This is a genomic window from Streptomyces sp. Edi2, from assembly GCF_040253635.1.
GTDB lineage: Bacteria > Actinomycetota > Actinomycetes > Streptomycetales > Streptomycetaceae > Streptomyces.
Map to the genome: position 1 here is coordinate 956356 of NZ_JBEJGX010000003.1, position 15697 is coordinate 972052.

Here is a 15697-nt window from a genome sequence, read left to right on the forward strand (position 1 = left end):
CATGCAGGTGAACCGTGATCGAACAGGCCCTGAGCCGGGCATTCGTGCTCCATCTGCCGTCAGCGTCCCTGGAGCTGGAGCACGCAATGAATCCCACCGCCGAAGACCGGGTTCCGGTACTCGTCGTGGGCGGGTCCCTGGTCGGCCTGTCCGCGTCGCTGTTCCTGGGACGCCTGGGTATCAGACATCTGCTGGTCGAGAAGCACGCGGACACCTCCCGCCACCCCCGCGGGCGGGGCAACAACGTCCGCACCATGGAGCTGTTCCGGGTGGCCGGTGCGGAGCAGCCCATCCGCGAGGCCGCGTCGGTCCTGGCCGACAACCACGGGATCCTGCAGGCCCGTTCACTCACCGGCGATGACCAGGAGTGGCTGTTCAAGGAGATCGACCCGGGCGGCGGCCTGGCCCGCATGAGCCCGTCCGCCTGGTGCCTGTGCAGCCAGAACGACCTGGAGCCCGTCCTGGTGCGCTGCACCCGTGAGCACGGCGGTGACCTGCGGTTCTCCACCGAGCTGAGCTCCTTCGAACAGGACGCGCACGGGGTGCGGGCGACGCTGAAGAACCGGGAGACCGGCGAGCTCACCACCGTGCACGCGGACTACCTGATCGCCGCCGACGGGCCCCGCAGCCCGGTCCGCGAGCGGCTGGGCATCGGCCAGACGGGGCCCGGCGACCTGTTCCACAACGTGAGCATCACCTTCCGCGCGCCGCAGCTCGCCGAAGTCGTGGGCGACCGCCGCTTCATCGCCTGCTACTTGACCCACCCCGAGGCCGACGGCGCCCTGCTGCCGGTCGACAACAAGGCGGACTGGGTCTTCCACGCCCCCTGGCACCCCGACACGGGCGAGACCCTGGAGGACTTCACCGACGAGCGGTGCATCGACCACATCCGCCGGGCAACGGGCGTACCGGACATGGCAGTTGAGATCACCGGCAAGGCCCCCTGGCACGCCGCCGAGCGGGTCGCCGAGCGGTACGCGGCCGGCCGGGTCTTCCTCGCCGGCGACTCGGCCCACGAGATGTCCCCCACCGGGGCGTTCGGCTCCAACACCGGTATCCAGGACGCCCACAACCTCGCCTGGAAGCTCGCCGCCGTGCTCAACGGCACGGCGGGCCCCGAGCTGCTGGCGACCTACGAGGCGGAGCGGCAGCCGGTGGCGCGGGAGACCAGCGCCCGCGCCTCGGCGCGCTCGGCCGAGCACAGCCACCCGGGATACGCGCCGGCTCCCGGCGCGAGCGGCGGCCGGCAGCGCGGGGTGCTCACCGTCGCCCTGGGGTACTGCTATCCGCAGGGCGCGGTCGTCGGCGCCGACCCCGCGCTGCCGGTGGTACCCGACCAGATGCGGCTCACGGGCGAACCGGGCACCCGCGCCCCGCACATGTGGCTGCGGGCCGGCGGTGAGCGGCGCTCGACCCTCGATCTGTACGAGAAGTCCTTCGTCCTGCTGACCGGTACCGACGGCGAGATGTGGCGCACCGCGGTCAAGGGCGCCAACGAGGAGTTCTCCCTCGGGCTGGACTGCTACATGATCGGCACCGGGCCCAACGACGACCTGGCTCCCGAGGACGGCGTCGACTGGGCCGAGAAGCACGGGACGACGCCCGAGGGTGCGGTGCTGGTGCGCCCCGACGGCTTCGTGGCGTGGCGGGCCGAGGGACGGGTGGCCGACCCCGAGGCGGCGCTGCGGCAGGTCCTTGCCGCGCTGCTGTGCCGGAGCTGACCCGCCCGGCACGCCCCCGCCCCGTGCGAACAGCAGGGGTCGGGCGGGGTGACGGACAGGACTGACGTTGACGGAGGGGCCGGTGGGACATCCACCGGCCCCTCCGTCACGCGCGAACGTATCTTCTGCCCGTCACCACCGCAGGGGCATCTCGGGACCGCCCCGGCCGCGTCCCGCAACTCGGGGGGCCGATTTCCGGTTGAGTCCGGGCATGGATGCCAAGAAGCCCGCCCCGCACCCCTTTCAGCGCATCTCGCTCCCCCACCAGCCGCCGGCCCTGCCGCCCCCCGCCCCGCAGGCGCGCCGCCCGGCCGAGGGGGAGACGCCGATCTTCGACCAGCTGCTCAAGGAGTGGCGCGCGGGGGCGATCCGGCCGGTCGTGTCCTGGCCGGTCGACGATCCGGGGAAGATCGGGACGGGCGGCGCGGTTGGGACGGATGATGGCCGTCCGTATCCGCGGACCCGTGACGAGGAGCATGCCCGTGAGCCTGTACGACATCCCCCTGCGCACCCTGACCGGTGAGCCCGCTTCACTCGCCGACTACCGGGGCCAGGCCCTGCTGGTGGTGAATGTGGCGTCCAAGTGCGGGCTGACCCCGCAGTATTCCGGTCTGGAGCGGCTGCAGCAGCGCTATGCGGACCGTGGCTTCAGTGTGCTGGGCTTCCCCAGCAACCAGTTCGCGGGCCAGGAGCCCGGCACCGCCGAGGAGATCGCCACCTTCTGCTCGGCGACGTACGGCGTGAGCTTTCCGCTGTTCGAGAAGACCGACGTCAACGGCGCGGACCGGCACCCGCTGTACACGGCGCTGACCGGCACCGAGGACGCCGAAGGAGCGGCCGGTGACGTCCAGTGGAACTTCGAGAAGTTCCTGATCGATCCCCAGGGCCGGGTCGCGGGCCGTTTCCGGCCGCGTACCGAGCCGGAGGCCGAGGAACTGGTCACCGCCATCGAGGCGGCCCTGCCGGCCTGAGTCCCCGTACCCGCGCCGCCGGGCCGTGGGCGGGGGGCGGTCCGTCGGCGCTGCGCGGCGCGGGGTCGGGCGGCGGCGTGCCGTACGGGCGACGGCGGAACCCTGGGGCGGGCCGGGGGCGGCCGGGTGGCGAGGGGGCGGGTCAGGCGACGGCCGTGCCCGCGGCGTCCGTGACCGTGGCCGTGACCGCGGTCGATCCGGGTGACCCGGATGATCCGGCGGCTCCGCCCCCGTCGTCGCCGGTCTCGTCGGACAGGATCTCGAAGCTGTCGGTCAGCCCGGTCATCCGCAGCAGCCGGGCGACGCTCCCGCCGCCGCAGACGCCGGTCAGCCGCAGCCGGCCGCCGCGCTGCCGCGTCCGGTAGCGGGCGCGGCTCAGCAGGGACAGTCCGGCGCAGTCGATGAACGTGACCGCGCGGACGTCGACCACGAGGTCGGTGCCCTGCGTACCGGTGATCTCGTCCAGCCGGTCGGACAACACCGACACGGCAAGGATGTCCAGCTCACCGCGGAGCTCCAGCACGGTCGTGCCGCCCGCGGCGCTGCTGGGTCCCACGAGTCTCGGGTAGTACTGACCTGTATCCATCGGCCCGGCCCACTTTCGTGCCGAGGCGCGGGATATGGCCACGCGTCTGCGGCGGAGATGTTCGGAAGGTGTGGGGGGCGCCCGGCGCGATCCGGGCGGGTCGGCCCGTTTCCGGGTCGTCGGTAGTGCGGCGGTGTGTCGGCTGTGTTCCTGTGTTTCTGCTGCTGTGCCCGTAGTTGTCTACGGCTTACCCGCGGGCCGCGCCCTCAAAGTCCCGGCGTACGCCTGAGCTTCAGGTTGTCTCAAAGTCGCCCCTTGCGGACGTGGCCGAGATAGGTGACCACGCGCCGGGGCAGCGGGGGCCGCCAGGCCGCGGGGGCGGTCGGCCCGGGGGCTCCACGGCGCCGCCACTCAGGTGACCGGCCTACCGATCGCCTCTCCGGCACCCCACCCGGGTGCGCTCCCCGGGAGCCCCCGATAACACTCTTTCGGGCGAATTACACTGTCCGGACCGCCCGAAAGTGAGAGGTGTGTCCTGAAGCCGTCGGATCCCGCGGGGGAGCTCCCCGACCGCACCGCGCAGAGCCTGCGCGAGTTCGCCGGTGGGCCGGTCGTCCGGCTTCCGCAGCTGCTGGAGGCGATGGCGGCCGTCGGTTCCGACCATGACCTGGGGCGCGCCCTGGGCCGTATCGCCGAGACCGCCGCCTCCCTCACCGGTGCGCGCCACGCCGCCGTCCGCCTCCGCGACGAGGACGGCGAAGGGCCCGGCGAGCCGGTCACCCACGGCGCGCCTCCCGAAGGCGAGCCGCCCGCCGGGAGCTCCCTGGAGGTGCCCATCCAGGTGCAGGGAGAGCTGTTCGGCTCGCTGTACGTCGCAGGGAAGGACGGCGGCGAGCAGTTCAGCGACGCCGATCTGCACCTGGTGCGGGTACTGGCCACCGAGGCCGGTATCGCCGTGAGCAACGCCCGGCTGCACTCCGCGGCCCGGCAGCGCCGGCGCTGGATCGACGGCGCGGCATCCATCACCACGGCGCTGCTGGCCGGGCCCGAGACCGGCTCGACGACCACCCACGCCCTGACGGTCGTCGCGGAGAAGGGCCGGGAGCTGGCCGAGGCGGCGACCGGAGCGGTCCTGCTGCCGCACGCCGAGGGCGGGATGGAGGTCGTGGCGATCTCCACCGTGCTGTCCGAGGCCGTACGGACCGAGGCGTACCGCGGCAGGATTCCGCCCCGGAGTCCGGTCGTCCACCAGATATACGCCGGGCTCGCGGTCTTCTCCGACGACTTCGCCGACGACCCGCGCTCGATCTCCCCGATATCGCGGCACTACGGCCCGACGATGCTGCTGCCGCTGCGCAGCAGCGGGCGGGTGCTGGGCGCCCTCGCGCTGTGCCGGATGTCCGGCGACCGCCGCTTCAGCCACACCGAACGGACCCTGGGGACCCAGTTCGCCGCGCAGGCCGCGGTGGCGCTCGTGCTGGCCGACCGGCACCGGGACCGCGAGCGGCTGGCGGTCTTCGAGGACCGCGACCGGATCGCCCGCGATCTGCACGACCTGGTCATCCAGCGGCTGTTCGCCACCGGGATGCTGCTGGAGACCGCCCGGCGCAAGGCGCTGGTGCCGGAGGTGGAGGAGGGGGTGGGCCAGGCGGTCGACGAGCTGGACGCCACGATCCAGGAGATCAGAACGGCGATCATCGCGCTGCAGCAGGGACCGCCCGAGGCCCCGCCCGGGCTGCGCACCCGCGTGCTGCGGGAGGCCGGCGCGGCCACCGCGGCGCTCGGCACCCGGCCCTCGGTCCGGTTCACCGGACCGGTCGACACCCGGGTCGACGACAAGAGCGCCCGTGAGCTGCTGGCCGCACTCCGCGAGGCGCTGGCGGCTGTGACCGCCCCGGCCCCGGCACCGCCGTATCCTGCCCGGGTGGAGATCGCCGTGGACGTCACCACCCCGCTCCCCGACGGCCGGCCGGGCCTCCGGCTGACGGTGGCCTGCCCGGACGGCACCGGGCGGCCGGTGGTCTGGGAGCGTCCGCTCCGGGGCGGCGGGCTCGACGCCTGAGCCCCCGCCGGGCCCCTGTCCGGCGCGCCGGACGGGTGAGCTCACCGGAATCGCTTGACCTCAACATTGGTTGAGGTCCTACGTTCCTTGTATGTCGCCGGTCACGCACGGCGATCCCGTGACAACCCGGCACACCGGAGGCCCACCCATGGACATGGAAGTCACCGCCTGGCATGCACTGCACAGCACGATGACCGCGCAGCAAGGCAGGCGCCGCTTCTCCCGCGGCACCCTGCGCCGCATCACGGCCTTCGCCCGGCCGCACCGGCGCCGCCTGCTGTGGTTCCTCGTACTGAGCACGATGACCGCGATGCTCGCGGTGGCCACCCCGCTGCTGGCCGGCCGGGTGGTGGACGCGATCGTGGGCCGCGACTCGGCGTCCCTCGTTCTCGAACTGTCCGGGCTGATCGCCGTGATCGCGGTCGCCGAGGCGGGTCTGGGGCTGGTGACCCGCTGGCTGTCGGCGAGCATCGGCGAGGGGCTGATCCTGGATCTGCGGACGACCGTGTACGACCACGTCCAGCGGATGCCCATCGCCTTCTTCACCCGTACCCGCACCGGAGCGCTGGTCAGCCGCCTGAACAACGATGTGATCGGCGCCCAGCGGGCCTTCAGCGACACCCTGTCCGGGGTCGTCAGCAATATCGTGACGCTGCTGCTGACCCTCGTGGTGATGCTCGGCCTGTCCTGGCAGATCACCCTGATCGCGCTGGTGCTGCTGCCGGTGTTCGTGCTGCCCGCCCGCCGGGTCGGCCGGCGGCTGGCGGATCTGCGCCGGGAGGGCGCCGACCACAATGCGGCGATGGGCACCCAGATGACGGAGCGGTTCTCCGCGCCGGGCGCCACCCTCGTCAAGCTGATGGGCCGCCCGGCACGGGAGTCCGCCGAATTCGCCACCCGGGCCCGCCGGGTGCGCGATATCGGGGTCCGGTCGGCCATGGTCCAGACGTACTTCGTCACCGCGCTCACCCTGGTCTCCGCGCTGGCACTGGCCGTCGTCTACGGCCTGGGCGGCTACCTCGCGCTGCGCGGACAGCTGGAGCCCGGCGCGATCGTCTCGCTGGCCCTGCTGCTCACCCGGCTCTACGCCCCGCTGACCGCGCTGTCCGGCGCCCATATCGAGGTGATGAGCGCGCTGGTCAGCTTCGAGCGGGTCTTCGAGGTGCTGGACCTCAAGCCGCTGATCTCCGAGAAGCCGGATGCCCGCGCGGTCCCCGAGGGCCCGGTGTCCGTGGAGTTCGACTCCGTCCGCTTCGGCTACCCATCCGCCGACAAGGTCTCGCTGGCCTCCCTGGAAGAGGTCGCCACCCTCGACACCCGGGGCGGCGAGGAGGTCCTGCACGGCATCTCCTTCCGTGCCGAACCCGGCCAGATGGTCGCCCTGGTCGGCTCCTCCGGCGCCGGCAAGTCGACCGTGGCCCAGCTGCTGCCCCGGCTGTATGACACCGACTCCGGCGCGGTCCGGCTGTCCGGAGTGGACGTCCGCGAGCTGACCGCCGCCTCGCTGCGCGACGTCCTCGGAATGGTCACCCAGGACGGGCACCTCTTCCACGACACGATCCGCGCGAACCTGCTGCTGGCCAGGCCGGAGGCCACCGAGGAGGAGCTGTGGGACGCGCTGCGCCGGGCACGTCTGGAGGACCTGATCGCCGGGCTCCCCGACGGGCTGGACACCGTCGTCGGTGAGCGCGGCTACCGCCTCTCGGGTGGCGAACGGCAGCGGCTGACCATCGCCCGGCTGCTGCTCGCCCACCCCCGGGTGGTGATCCTGGACGAGGCCACCGCGCATCTGGACAACACCTCCGAGGCGGCGGTGCAGGAAGCACTCACCGAGGCCCTGGACGGCCGTACCGCACTGGTCATCGCCCACCGGCTGTCGACCGTCCGGGCCGCGGACCTGATCCTGGTCGTCGAGGGCGGTCGGATCGTCGAGCGCGGGACGCACGAGACGCTGCTGGCCGCGGACGGGCGCTATGCGGAGCTGTACCGCACGCAGTTCACCGACTCGGAGGAGCGGCCGGAGCCCGCCGAGGAGGCCCGGGGGGCGGCGGATTCCGGCCCGGATACCGTGCCGGAATCGGCACTGGTGAACTGACGCCGCGCCGGAAGGCCCCCACCTCTTGGCGGGGGCCTTCCGGATGCCGAAAACTGAGATGATGACGCAGCGCGCGGAACACTCCACTGTCATGGACCGCCTCGCCCTCGACGATCTGATCACCGGGTACGCCATCGCCGTGGACGACGGTGACTGGCCCGGCTACCGAGCCCTGTTCACCCCGGACGGCCGGGCCGACTACCGCTCGGCGGGCGGCATCGAGGGCGGCGCGGACGAGATCGCCGCCTGGCTCGGCGAGATGCTGCAGCACTTCGCCATCCGGCAGCATCTGATCGTCAACCGCCGCATCACCCTCGCCCGCCGGGACGGCTCCCCCGGGGACACCGCCACGGTCCAGGCCGACTACCTCAACCCGATGCGGCTCGCCGGCCCCGCGACGGAGGGCGGGGGCGGCCCGACCGCTCCCAATTACACCTGTGCCGGCCGCTATGAGTTCACCGCCCGGCGCACCGCCGACGGCTGGCGGCTGACCGGCGTCGTCGTCCACGAGAAGTGGCGCGAGGTATGGGCCGACGGTGAGTGACCGCACCCGCCGGGAGCCGCCACCCGGTTCGGCCGTTGAGACGGCCCCCCTTTCCCCGGCCGGCCCCGCCGCGCACACTGGCCGTCCGGCCGTCCGGGAGCGGCACCGGACCGGCCGCATCCAGGGAGGCCGCATGGACACACCGCCAGGCCGTCCGGCGCGGTGGCTGGGCTCCCCCTGGGCCCGGGGGGCGGCCGCCGCGCTCGCCGGTGCGGTGCCGGCCCTCACCTTCCCCGCGCCGTCGTGGTGGTGGCTGGCGTATGTCGCGCTGGTTCCCTGGCTGCTGCTGGTGCGGTCGGCACCGACCCGACGGCGGGCGGCACTGGACGGCTGGCTGGGCGGCACCGGCTTCATCCTGGCCGTCCACCAGTGGCTGCTGCCGAGCCTGCACATCTTCATCCTCGTGCTCGCCCTGCTGCTCGGTGCCTTCTGGGCCCCCTGGGGGGTGCTGGTGCGCGTACTGCTGGGTGACGCGCCCCCGGCGAGCGGGCCGCCCGAGGGGCCCGCGCGGACGGAGCCCGGGGAAGCCTCGCCCGGACGGCAGTGGCGGGCGGCGGGCGGACGGTGCGCCGCCGCGCTGGTGCTGGTGCCGTCGGGCTGGCTGATGGTCGAACTGGTCCGTTCCTGGGAGTACTTGGGCGGCCCCTGGGGGCTGCTGGGCGCCAGTCAGTGGCAGCTGCCGCCCGCGCTGCGGCTGGCGTCGATCGGCGGGGTGTGGCTGGTGAGCCTGCTGGTGGTGGCGGTGAACACAGCGGTGGCCGAGCTGATCGCCCGCCCGGCGGCCCGGCTGCCCGCCGTCGCCGGGCTGCTGGTGTGCGCGCTGGCGGTCACCGTGGCCTGGTTCCAGGCACCGGTCCCCCGCATCACCGGCACGGTGCGGGTCGCGGTCGTCCAGCCGAACCGGACCGGCACCCCCGCGGCCCGTCTGGACCGCAGCGAGGCGCTGACCGGGTCGCTGGCGGGCCGCGGTGTGCGCCTGATCGTCTGGGGCGAGAGCAGCATCACCACGGACCCGGCGGACCACCCGGAGCTCGCCGCCCGCCTGGCCGCCCTCTCCCGGCGGACCGGCGCCGAGCTGCTGATCAACGCCGACTCCGCGCACGCCCAACGGCCGGGCATCTCCAAGAGCGCGGTCCTGATCGGCCCGGACGGACCCACCGGGGACCGCTACGCCAAGATGCGGCTGGTGCCCTTCGGCGAGTACATACCGTTCCGGTCCGTGCTGGGCTGGGCAACACGGGTGGGCAAGGCGGCCCCCAGCGACCGGCTGCGCGGCACCGGCCAGGTGGTGATGCCGGTCGCCGCCGCGGGCGGACTGCGCATCGGGCCGCTGGTGTGCTTCGAGACCGCCTTTCCCGACATGAGCCGCCATCTGGCACGCGACGGCGCACGCGTGCTGGTCGCCCAGTCCTCGACCTCGACCTTCCAGGACAGCTGGGCGCCCGCCCAGCATGCGTCACTGGCCGCGCTGCGCGCCGCGGAGACCTGGCGGCCCATGGTGCACGCCACGCTCACCGGCATCAGTGCGGTCTACGGCCCCCGGGGTGAGCAGATCGGCGAACGGCTCGGCACCGACCGCAGTGCGGCGGCCGTCTACGATCTGCCCCTGGCCGCGGGCACCAGCCCGTACACCCGGTTCGGTGACTGGGCGGTGTACGGGGCGGTGGGTGCGCTGGTGCTCGCCGGCGGGTACGCGGGGCTGCGGGCGCTCAGCAGGCGGACTGGGCGAGTGCGTCGGTGATCACCCGTTCGCACAGTTCATGGGTGCGCAGGGCGTCCTCGGCGGACGGCCTGCGGCCGGCCCGTACGTCGTCCAGGAACGCCAGGACGATCTGCTCGATGCCGCGCTGCCGGGCGACCGGCACCCAGTCTCCGCGGCGCCGGATGCTCGGCTGCCCCTTGTGGTCGATGACCTCGGCGAGATTGACGACCTGGCGCTTGGTGTCCTGTCCGGAAACATCCAGGATCTCCTCGGTGGATCCGCTCAGGCGGTTCATGGTGCCGAGGGCGGTGAAGCCGTCGCCGGAGAGCTGCAGCACCACATGCTGCATCAGCCCCTCACGGATCCGGGCACGCACATCGATGTGGTCGATCTCGCCGGGGGCGAGGAACCGCAGGGTGTCCACGACGTGGATGAAGTCGTCCAGCACGAGCGTGCGCGGGTCCTCGGGCAGTCCGATCCGGTTCTTCTGCATCAGGATCAGATCGCGGGCGTGCTCGCGGCACTGGGCGTAGGCGGGAGCGAAGCGGCGGTTGAAGCCGACGGTGAGGCCCACTCCGCGGTCTTCGGCGAGCGCGACGAGGCGCTGGGAGGTGGCGAGTTCGTAGGAGAGCGGCTTGTCGACATAGGTCGGCACACCTGCCTCGATCAGCCGGTTCACGATCTCGGGGTGGGCGGCGGTGGCGGCGTGCACGAAGGCCGCGTCCAGCCCGGTGGCGAGCAGCGAGTCCAGGTCGCCGTGGAGCTGCCCCCCGGTCAGCCGGTGGGCGGCGCCGACGCGTTCGAGGGTGGCCGGGGTGCGGGTGTACAGATGCAGTTCGAGCCCGGGTTGTGTGCCCAGTACGGGGAGGTACGCCTTCTGGGCGATGTCGCCGAGTCCGATGCAGCCGACCTTCACTCGTGCTCCTTGGGTTGTGCCGCGGCCCTGGTGCCTCGCGTGCCGGAAGCATACGTGCCGGCCGGCGGCCGCCGGTCGGCGATCCCGTCCAGGGCGCGCAACACCGGATCCGGCGCAAACCGGGAGGCGACTGCTTTACGGCGTGTGACCCGCCGTGCCGTCGAGCCGCAGCTGCAGCCGTTCGATGGCGTCCCGCAGACCCTGGCGGTATTCGCCGTCGGCGAGGGCGTTGACCGAGGTCCGGGCGCGCCGTAGCTGCGCCCGCGCATCGGCAGGCCGGTCCAGGGCCGCGTAGTCAGCCGCGATGTTGAGGTGCAGCGAGGGGAAGAACGCCCGGAGGGCGACGAGGGGGTGCCGGGGGCCGGGGCCGTCGGCCACCTTCGGCTCTTCCGGCGGGGCGGTGTTCCTGGGCCGTTCGGTGACAAAGCCCTCGGCGGCCTCCAGGGCCTTGAGGTCCCAGTCGAGTTCGTCCCTGGGGTCGTCCTGGGTGTCGGCCATGTAGTGGGCGAGAGTGCAGCGGTGGAAGGCGTCTCCCTGCGGCCCGATCTCGTGCCACAGCGCCGAGAGACGGTTGCGTGCCTCTTCCCGGTCGCCCGCGCGATGCAACATGATCGCTTGGCCGATCCGGGTCAGCACCCCGTCCTCGGGCGTCGCCTCCCGCCGCTTGTCCACCACCGCGCACTCCGTATCCGCTCGCCACGGCCACTGCCGTTCCCCCGACGCTAACCGCCGGAAGGAACCTGCGCGCGGTGTACGCGACGCACCGGGTGGTGGAGCTCCCCCGCCATGATGGGCCGGACGGGCCGGACGGGCCGGACGGCTCAGCCCAGGTCAGGGATGCGCCAGTCGATCGGGGCATGCCCCTGTGCGGCGACCGCCGCATCGATCTGGGTGAAGGGGCGGGAGCCGAAGAACTTCTTCGCCGACAGCGGGGAGGGGTGCGCACCCTGCACCACCGCGTGCCGCTCCTCGTCGATCAGCGGCAGCTTCTTCTTGGCGTAATTCCCCCAGAGCACGAAGACCGCCGGGTCGGGCCGGGAGGCCACGGCACGGATGACCGCGTCGGTGACCTTCTCCCATCCCTTGCCCTTGTGCGAATTGGGCTCGGCCTCGCGGACCGTGAGGACGGCGTTCAGCAGCAGCACCCCCTGCCGGGCCCAGGGCATCAGATATCCGTTGTCCGGAACCGGGTGGCCCAGCTCTTCCTTCATCTCCTTGTAGATGTTCCGCAGCGACGGCGGCGTCTTGACCCCGGGCTGCACGGAGAAACACAGGCCGTGTCCCTGGCCCGCGCCGTGGTACGGGTCCTGGCCCAGGATGAGCACCTTCACCTGGTCGTAAGGCGTCGCCTCCAGCGCCGCGAAGACCTGCTCGCGGGGCGGGTAGACCGGCCCGGCGGCCCGCTCCTGCTCGACGAAGTCGGTGAGCTCCTTGAAATAGGGCTTCTCCAACTCCTCGCCGAGGACCCCTCGCCAGGATTCGGGCAGCATGTCGGTCACCACGTCAACAACCTCCGGTGTGCATTGCGTTCTCACTCCCAGAACCTACCGGCGACCACTGACAACGCCGTCCGCGGGCCGATGGCCCGTACGCCGGCTCCGGTCCGGTCCACCGGCCCCCGGTCCGCCGGCCCCGGTCCGGAACCCGTGCCCTGCCCGCCTCGGGCGGCATCGAGCCGGGATGGTCGTAGCACGTGGGCAGCGGCACCGGCCCGCACGGGAGCAGGCGCCCGCCCTGCCCTCAGCGTCCCATGGCCGGTCCCCGTGGCCGACGGGCATCAGAACGGGGTGCCGGCCCCGAAGGGACCGGCACCCCGGACGCTGCCTCTCGGAGCGCACACCACGGCAGGACCTCCCGGGGCCCTGCCGGTGCCGTCAGACCCCGACGTTCAGGAACAGCCCGCCGTCCACGACCAGGGTCTGGCCGGTGATCCAGCCCGCGGCGTCGGACAGCAGGAAGGCCGCGGCCCCGCCGATGTCCTCCGGGACGCCGAGCCGCCCCATCGGGTAGCCGGCCGCCGCCTCCTCCTCACGGTTCTCGTACAGCGCCGCCGCGAACTTGGTCTTGACCACCGCGGGCGCGATCGCATTGACCCGCACCCCGGGCGCGAACTCGTGGCCGAGCTGCAGCGTCAGGTTCACCATGGCGGCCTTGCTGATGCCGTACGCGCCGACGAAGGGCGAGGCGTTGAGGCCGGCGATCGAGGCGATGTTGACGATCGCGCCACCGTTGTCCTTCTGCCAGGCGTGCCAGGTGCGCTGCGCAAAGCCCAGCGCCGAGACGACATTGGTCTCGAACACCTTGCGCGCGACGCCCAGGTCGAGGTCGGCGATGGGGCCGAACACCGGGTTCGTTCCGGCGTTGTTGACGAGGTAGTCGACGCGGCCGAAGGTCTCCATCGCGCGCTCGACGGTGACGGCCTGGTGGGCCTCGTCATGCGCCTTGCCGGCGACCCCGATCACCCGGTCGGCGCCCAGCTTCTCGGCGGCCTCCTTGAGGGTGTCCTCGTTGCGGCCGGTGATGACGACCCGGTCGCCGCGGGCCACCAGTGCCTCGGCGATGCCGTAGCCGATGCCGCGGCTGCCGCCGGTGATCAGCGCCACCTTGCCGGTGAGCTCGGGGAGCCCGCTGTCCTGCTCGGTCATGTTCTGTACTCCTGGAGTCGGTGGGGCGGTCAGTTGAGCGGGCCGCCGGCGACGTACATGACCTGGCCGGACACAAAGCCGGCCGCCTCGCCGGTGAAGAAGGCGATGGCGTTGGCGATGTCCTCGGGACGGCCGACGCGCTGCACCGGGATCTGGGTGGCGGCCGCGGCCTGGAACTCCTCGAAGCCCATGCCGACGCGCTCGGCGGTGGCGGCGGTCATGTCGGTGACGATGAAACCGGGGGCGACGGCATTGGCGGTGACGCCGAACTTGCCGAGTTCGATGGCGAGGGTCTTGGTGAATCCCTGCAGGCCGGCCTTGGCCGCCGAGTAGTTGACCTGGCCGCGGTTGCCGAGCGCCGAGCTGGAGGAGAGGTTCACGATCCGGCCGAACTTGGCGTCCACCATGTGCTTCTGGCAGGCGCGGGACATCAGGAACGCACCGCGCAGGTGCACGTTCATGACCGTGTCCCAGTCGGTCTCGCTCATCTTGAACAGCAGGTTGTCGCGGAGCACACCGGCGTTGTTGACGAGAACCGTCGGCGCACCGAGCTCGGACGCGACGCGTGCGACCGCCGCGTCGACCTGCTCGGCGTCGGAGACGTCACAGCCGACCGCGATGGCCTTGCCCCCGGCCTTGGTGATCGTCTCGACGGTGTCCTTGCACGCCGCCTCGTCGAGGTCGAGTACGGCGACGGCGCGTCCCTCGGCGGCCAGACGGACGGCGGTGGCCGCGCCGATACCGCGGGCCGCGCCCGTCACGATGGCAACGCGCTGCTCGGTGGTGGACATGCGGGTTCTCCTCACCCTCGAAACCTCGACAAGCGGTCCGCCGCACCGATCCCGTGGGTGAGCAACCGCTTAGTACCCTGAGCAGGGCTGACGCTAGAAGCCCGGCAACCCGCTGTCAACGCCCCACCACCGCGCCGTTGCACACCTCACCTGCAAGGCAGGCCGGATCCTGGCGCGATCACGTCACACGACCACGCCGCACGGCCACGTCACACGACGGGGCGCCCGGTTCCGCCGCAAAGACGGAACCGGGCGCCCTGAACAGCGGACCCGCCAGACCTGAGCGCACTCCCAGCGCACTCGGCGCACCCTCAGCGCACCAACAACTCCATCAGCCGCTCGGCCTCGGCAGCGGGATCGGTGGTCAGGCCGGTGTGCACCGGGCCCGGCTGGACGATGGTGCTGCGCGGTGCCATCAGCCAGCGGAAACGGCGTCCCGCATCCTCCCCCGCCGCCTGTCCGGCCCGCTCGCCGCCCTGGCAGACGCCCTCGACGGCACCGAGCGCGGCCCGCACCCCGGCCACGTCGGTCGTGGGATCCAGGGCCAGCAGCCGGGCCTCGTCCAGATAGGTCCTGGCCTCGACGAAGCGCCGGGCGTGGCAGTAGACGACCACACCGGCATTGATCATCTCGCCGCGCTCGACCCGGGGTACGACCTTCAGCAGCGCGTACTCGAAAACATCGCGCCCGTTGTGCAGACCGGTCACTTCACTGCCCTCCGTACCAGCCGTGCGGCCAGCCATTCCGGTGCCTGCGAGGGCTTGTCCTCGGTGGGCTCCCCGAGGGTGATCCGCTCACTGATCGTTCCTGCCCGGGCCAGCAGCGTGCTCACATACGCCTGGCGCAGCGCGTCCGGGGAATCAAAGCCGGGCTCGTCGGCCAGCCATTCGTCCGGCACGTCGGCCGCGATCCCGGTCAGCAGTTCCTCGGTGATCAGCGGAACGAACTCCTCGGCCGCCGCCGCGACATCCGGCCCGAAGGTGGCCAGCACATGGTCGGAAGCGTTGTACGGCCGGGCCGAAGCCTTCTGCGCACTCGGCCAGTTGTGGTGCCAGATCATCGCCGCGCCATGGTCGATCAGCCACAGTTCGCCGTGCCAGACCAGCAGATTCGGATTGCGCCAGGACCGGTCGACGTTATTGATCAGGGCATCGAACCACACCACTCGGCCCGCCTCGCGCGCACTCACCTCGAAGGCGAGCGGATCGAAGCCCAGCGCCCCGGGGAGGTAATCCATCCCCAGATTGAGCCCGCCACTGGCCTTCAGCAGCTCCTGGACTTCCTGGTCCGGCTCCCCCAGCCCGATGACGGGATCGAGCTGCATCCGCACCAGATCCGGCACCCGCAGCCCGAGCCGCCGGCCCAGCTCCCCACAGATGACCTCGGCAACGAGCGTCTTCCGCCCCTGCCCGGCACCGGTGAACTTCATGACGTACGTACCGAGATCGTCGGCCTCGACAATCCCCGGAAGCGATCCACCCTCACGCAATGGCGTGACATAGCGGGTCGCCATGACTTCGGTCAGCATTTTTTCAGGCTATCGGAACGCTTGGCCTTACATTCCACGCCGCCCCACAACACCCACACCCGCGCGCGGAGCCGGCCGCACTCAGGCTTGGAGAGGATCCGGAGAGTTCGACCGGCACGCAGATCGCCCATCGCCCTGCGTCCCGAGCATTCCGTCAATTACAGCGCGGCCCTTGTTCCCGGCTTCCGGCATGAAG

Annotated in this window: 15 protein-coding genes; 7 read left to right on the forward strand and 8 right to left on the reverse strand. The window is 72.1% G+C overall.

The window, feature by feature from the left end; genetic code table 11:
* Window positions 1-86 precede the first annotated feature (86 nt).
* The 3 genes from ABR737_RS07620 (at window position 87) to ABR737_RS07630 (ending at window position 2692) form a co-directional block, all read left to right on the forward strand.
* Window positions 87-1721: an FAD-dependent oxidoreductase gene (locus ABR737_RS07620; protein ID WP_350256709.1), complete on the forward strand. Its 1635-nt coding sequence runs from the start codon at window positions 87-89 to the stop codon at window positions 1719-1721.
* A 211-nt stretch (window positions 1722-1932) separates the two neighbouring features.
* Window positions 1933-2244 (forward strand): hypothetical protein, encoded by a 312-nt coding sequence (locus tag ABR737_RS07625; protein ID WP_350249422.1) that lies wholly within the window; start codon window positions 1933-1935, stop codon window positions 2242-2244.
* Window positions 2204-2692: a glutathione peroxidase gene (locus ABR737_RS07630; RefSeq protein ID WP_350249423.1), complete on the forward strand. Its 489-nt coding sequence runs from the start codon at window positions 2204-2206 to the stop codon at window positions 2690-2692. Before ABR737_RS07625 ends, ABR737_RS07630 begins: the two co-directional genes overlap by 41 nt.
* Before the next feature lie 142 nt (window positions 2693-2834).
* Here ABR737_RS07630 and ABR737_RS07635 read toward each other — a convergent pair whose 3' ends face one another.
* A complete protein-coding gene (locus ABR737_RS07635) occupies window positions 2835-3248 on the reverse strand; it encodes an STAS domain-containing protein (RefSeq protein WP_350249424.1) in 414 nt (137 codons plus the stop codon).
* A gap of 610 nt (window positions 3249-3858) precedes the next feature.
* On the opposite strand from ABR737_RS07635, the gene ABR737_RS07640 reads away from it, so the two are divergent.
* The 4 genes from ABR737_RS07640 to lnt all read left to right on the forward strand — a co-directional run bounded on the left by ABR737_RS07640 (window position 3859) and on the right by lnt (window position 9660).
* Window positions 3859-5280, forward strand: coding sequence for a sensor histidine kinase (locus ABR737_RS07640; RefSeq protein ID WP_502964295.1), 1422 nt, complete (start codon window positions 3859-3861; stop codon window positions 5278-5280).
* 148 nt (window positions 5281-5428) lie between these two features.
* Window positions 5429-7375, forward strand: coding sequence for an ABC transporter ATP-binding protein (locus ABR737_RS07645; RefSeq protein WP_350249425.1), 1947 nt, complete (start codon window positions 5429-5431; stop codon window positions 7373-7375).
* Between the two features lie 61 nt (window positions 7376-7436).
* Window positions 7437-7919: a nuclear transport factor 2 family protein gene (locus tag ABR737_RS07650; protein WP_350249426.1), complete on the forward strand. Its 483-nt coding sequence runs from the start codon at window positions 7437-7439 to the stop codon at window positions 7917-7919.
* A gap of 133 nt (window positions 7920-8052) precedes the next feature.
* Window positions 8053-9660, forward strand: coding sequence for an apolipoprotein N-acyltransferase (gene lnt, locus ABR737_RS07655; protein ID WP_350249427.1), 1608 nt, complete (start codon window positions 8053-8055; stop codon window positions 9658-9660).
* Here lnt and ABR737_RS07660 read toward each other — a convergent pair.
* The 7 genes from ABR737_RS07660 to ABR737_RS07690 all read right to left on the reverse strand — a co-directional run bounded on the left by ABR737_RS07660 (window position 9629) and on the right by ABR737_RS07690 (window position 15501).
* Window positions 9629-10537, reverse strand: a complete 909-nt coding sequence (locus ABR737_RS07660; RefSeq protein ID WP_350249428.1) for a Gfo/Idh/MocA family protein — start codon at window positions 10535-10537, stop codon at window positions 9629-9631. The two genes, lnt and ABR737_RS07660, sit on opposite strands and share 32 nt — an antisense overlap.
* Before the next feature lie 135 nt (window positions 10538-10672).
* On the reverse strand, window positions 10673-11209 hold the full coding sequence (locus tag ABR737_RS07665) for a hypothetical protein (RefSeq protein WP_350256711.1): 537 nt from the start codon (window positions 11207-11209) through the stop codon (window positions 10673-10675).
* A 149-nt stretch (window positions 11210-11358) separates the two neighbouring features.
* Window positions 11359-12027 carry a uracil-DNA glycosylase gene (locus ABR737_RS07670; RefSeq protein WP_350256712.1) on the reverse strand — a complete coding sequence of 223 codons (669 nt, stop codon included), beginning with the start codon at window positions 12025-12027 and terminating at the stop codon, window positions 11359-11361.
* Between the two features lie 384 nt (window positions 12028-12411).
* Window positions 12412-13182 (reverse strand): SDR family oxidoreductase, encoded by a 771-nt coding sequence (locus ABR737_RS07675; RefSeq protein WP_350249429.1) that lies wholly within the window; start codon window positions 13180-13182, stop codon window positions 12412-12414.
* Window positions 13183-13211: 29 nt separating this feature from the next.
* Entirely contained in the window at window positions 13212-13973 is a 762-nt protein-coding gene (gene fabG, locus ABR737_RS07680; RefSeq protein ID WP_088796372.1) for a 3-oxoacyl-ACP reductase FabG, read from the reverse strand.
* Between the two features lie 311 nt (window positions 13974-14284).
* Window positions 14285-14716 (reverse strand): DUF3037 domain-containing protein, encoded by a 432-nt coding sequence (locus ABR737_RS07685; protein WP_502964296.1) that lies wholly within the window; start codon window positions 14714-14716, stop codon window positions 14285-14287.
* Window positions 14677-15501 carry a HipA family kinase gene (locus tag ABR737_RS07690; protein WP_350249431.1) on the reverse strand — a complete coding sequence of 275 codons (825 nt, stop codon included), beginning with the start codon at window positions 15499-15501 and terminating at the stop codon, window positions 14677-14679. Before ABR737_RS07690 ends, ABR737_RS07685 begins: the two co-directional genes overlap by 40 nt.
* Between the last annotated feature and the right edge of the window lie 196 nt (window positions 15502-15697).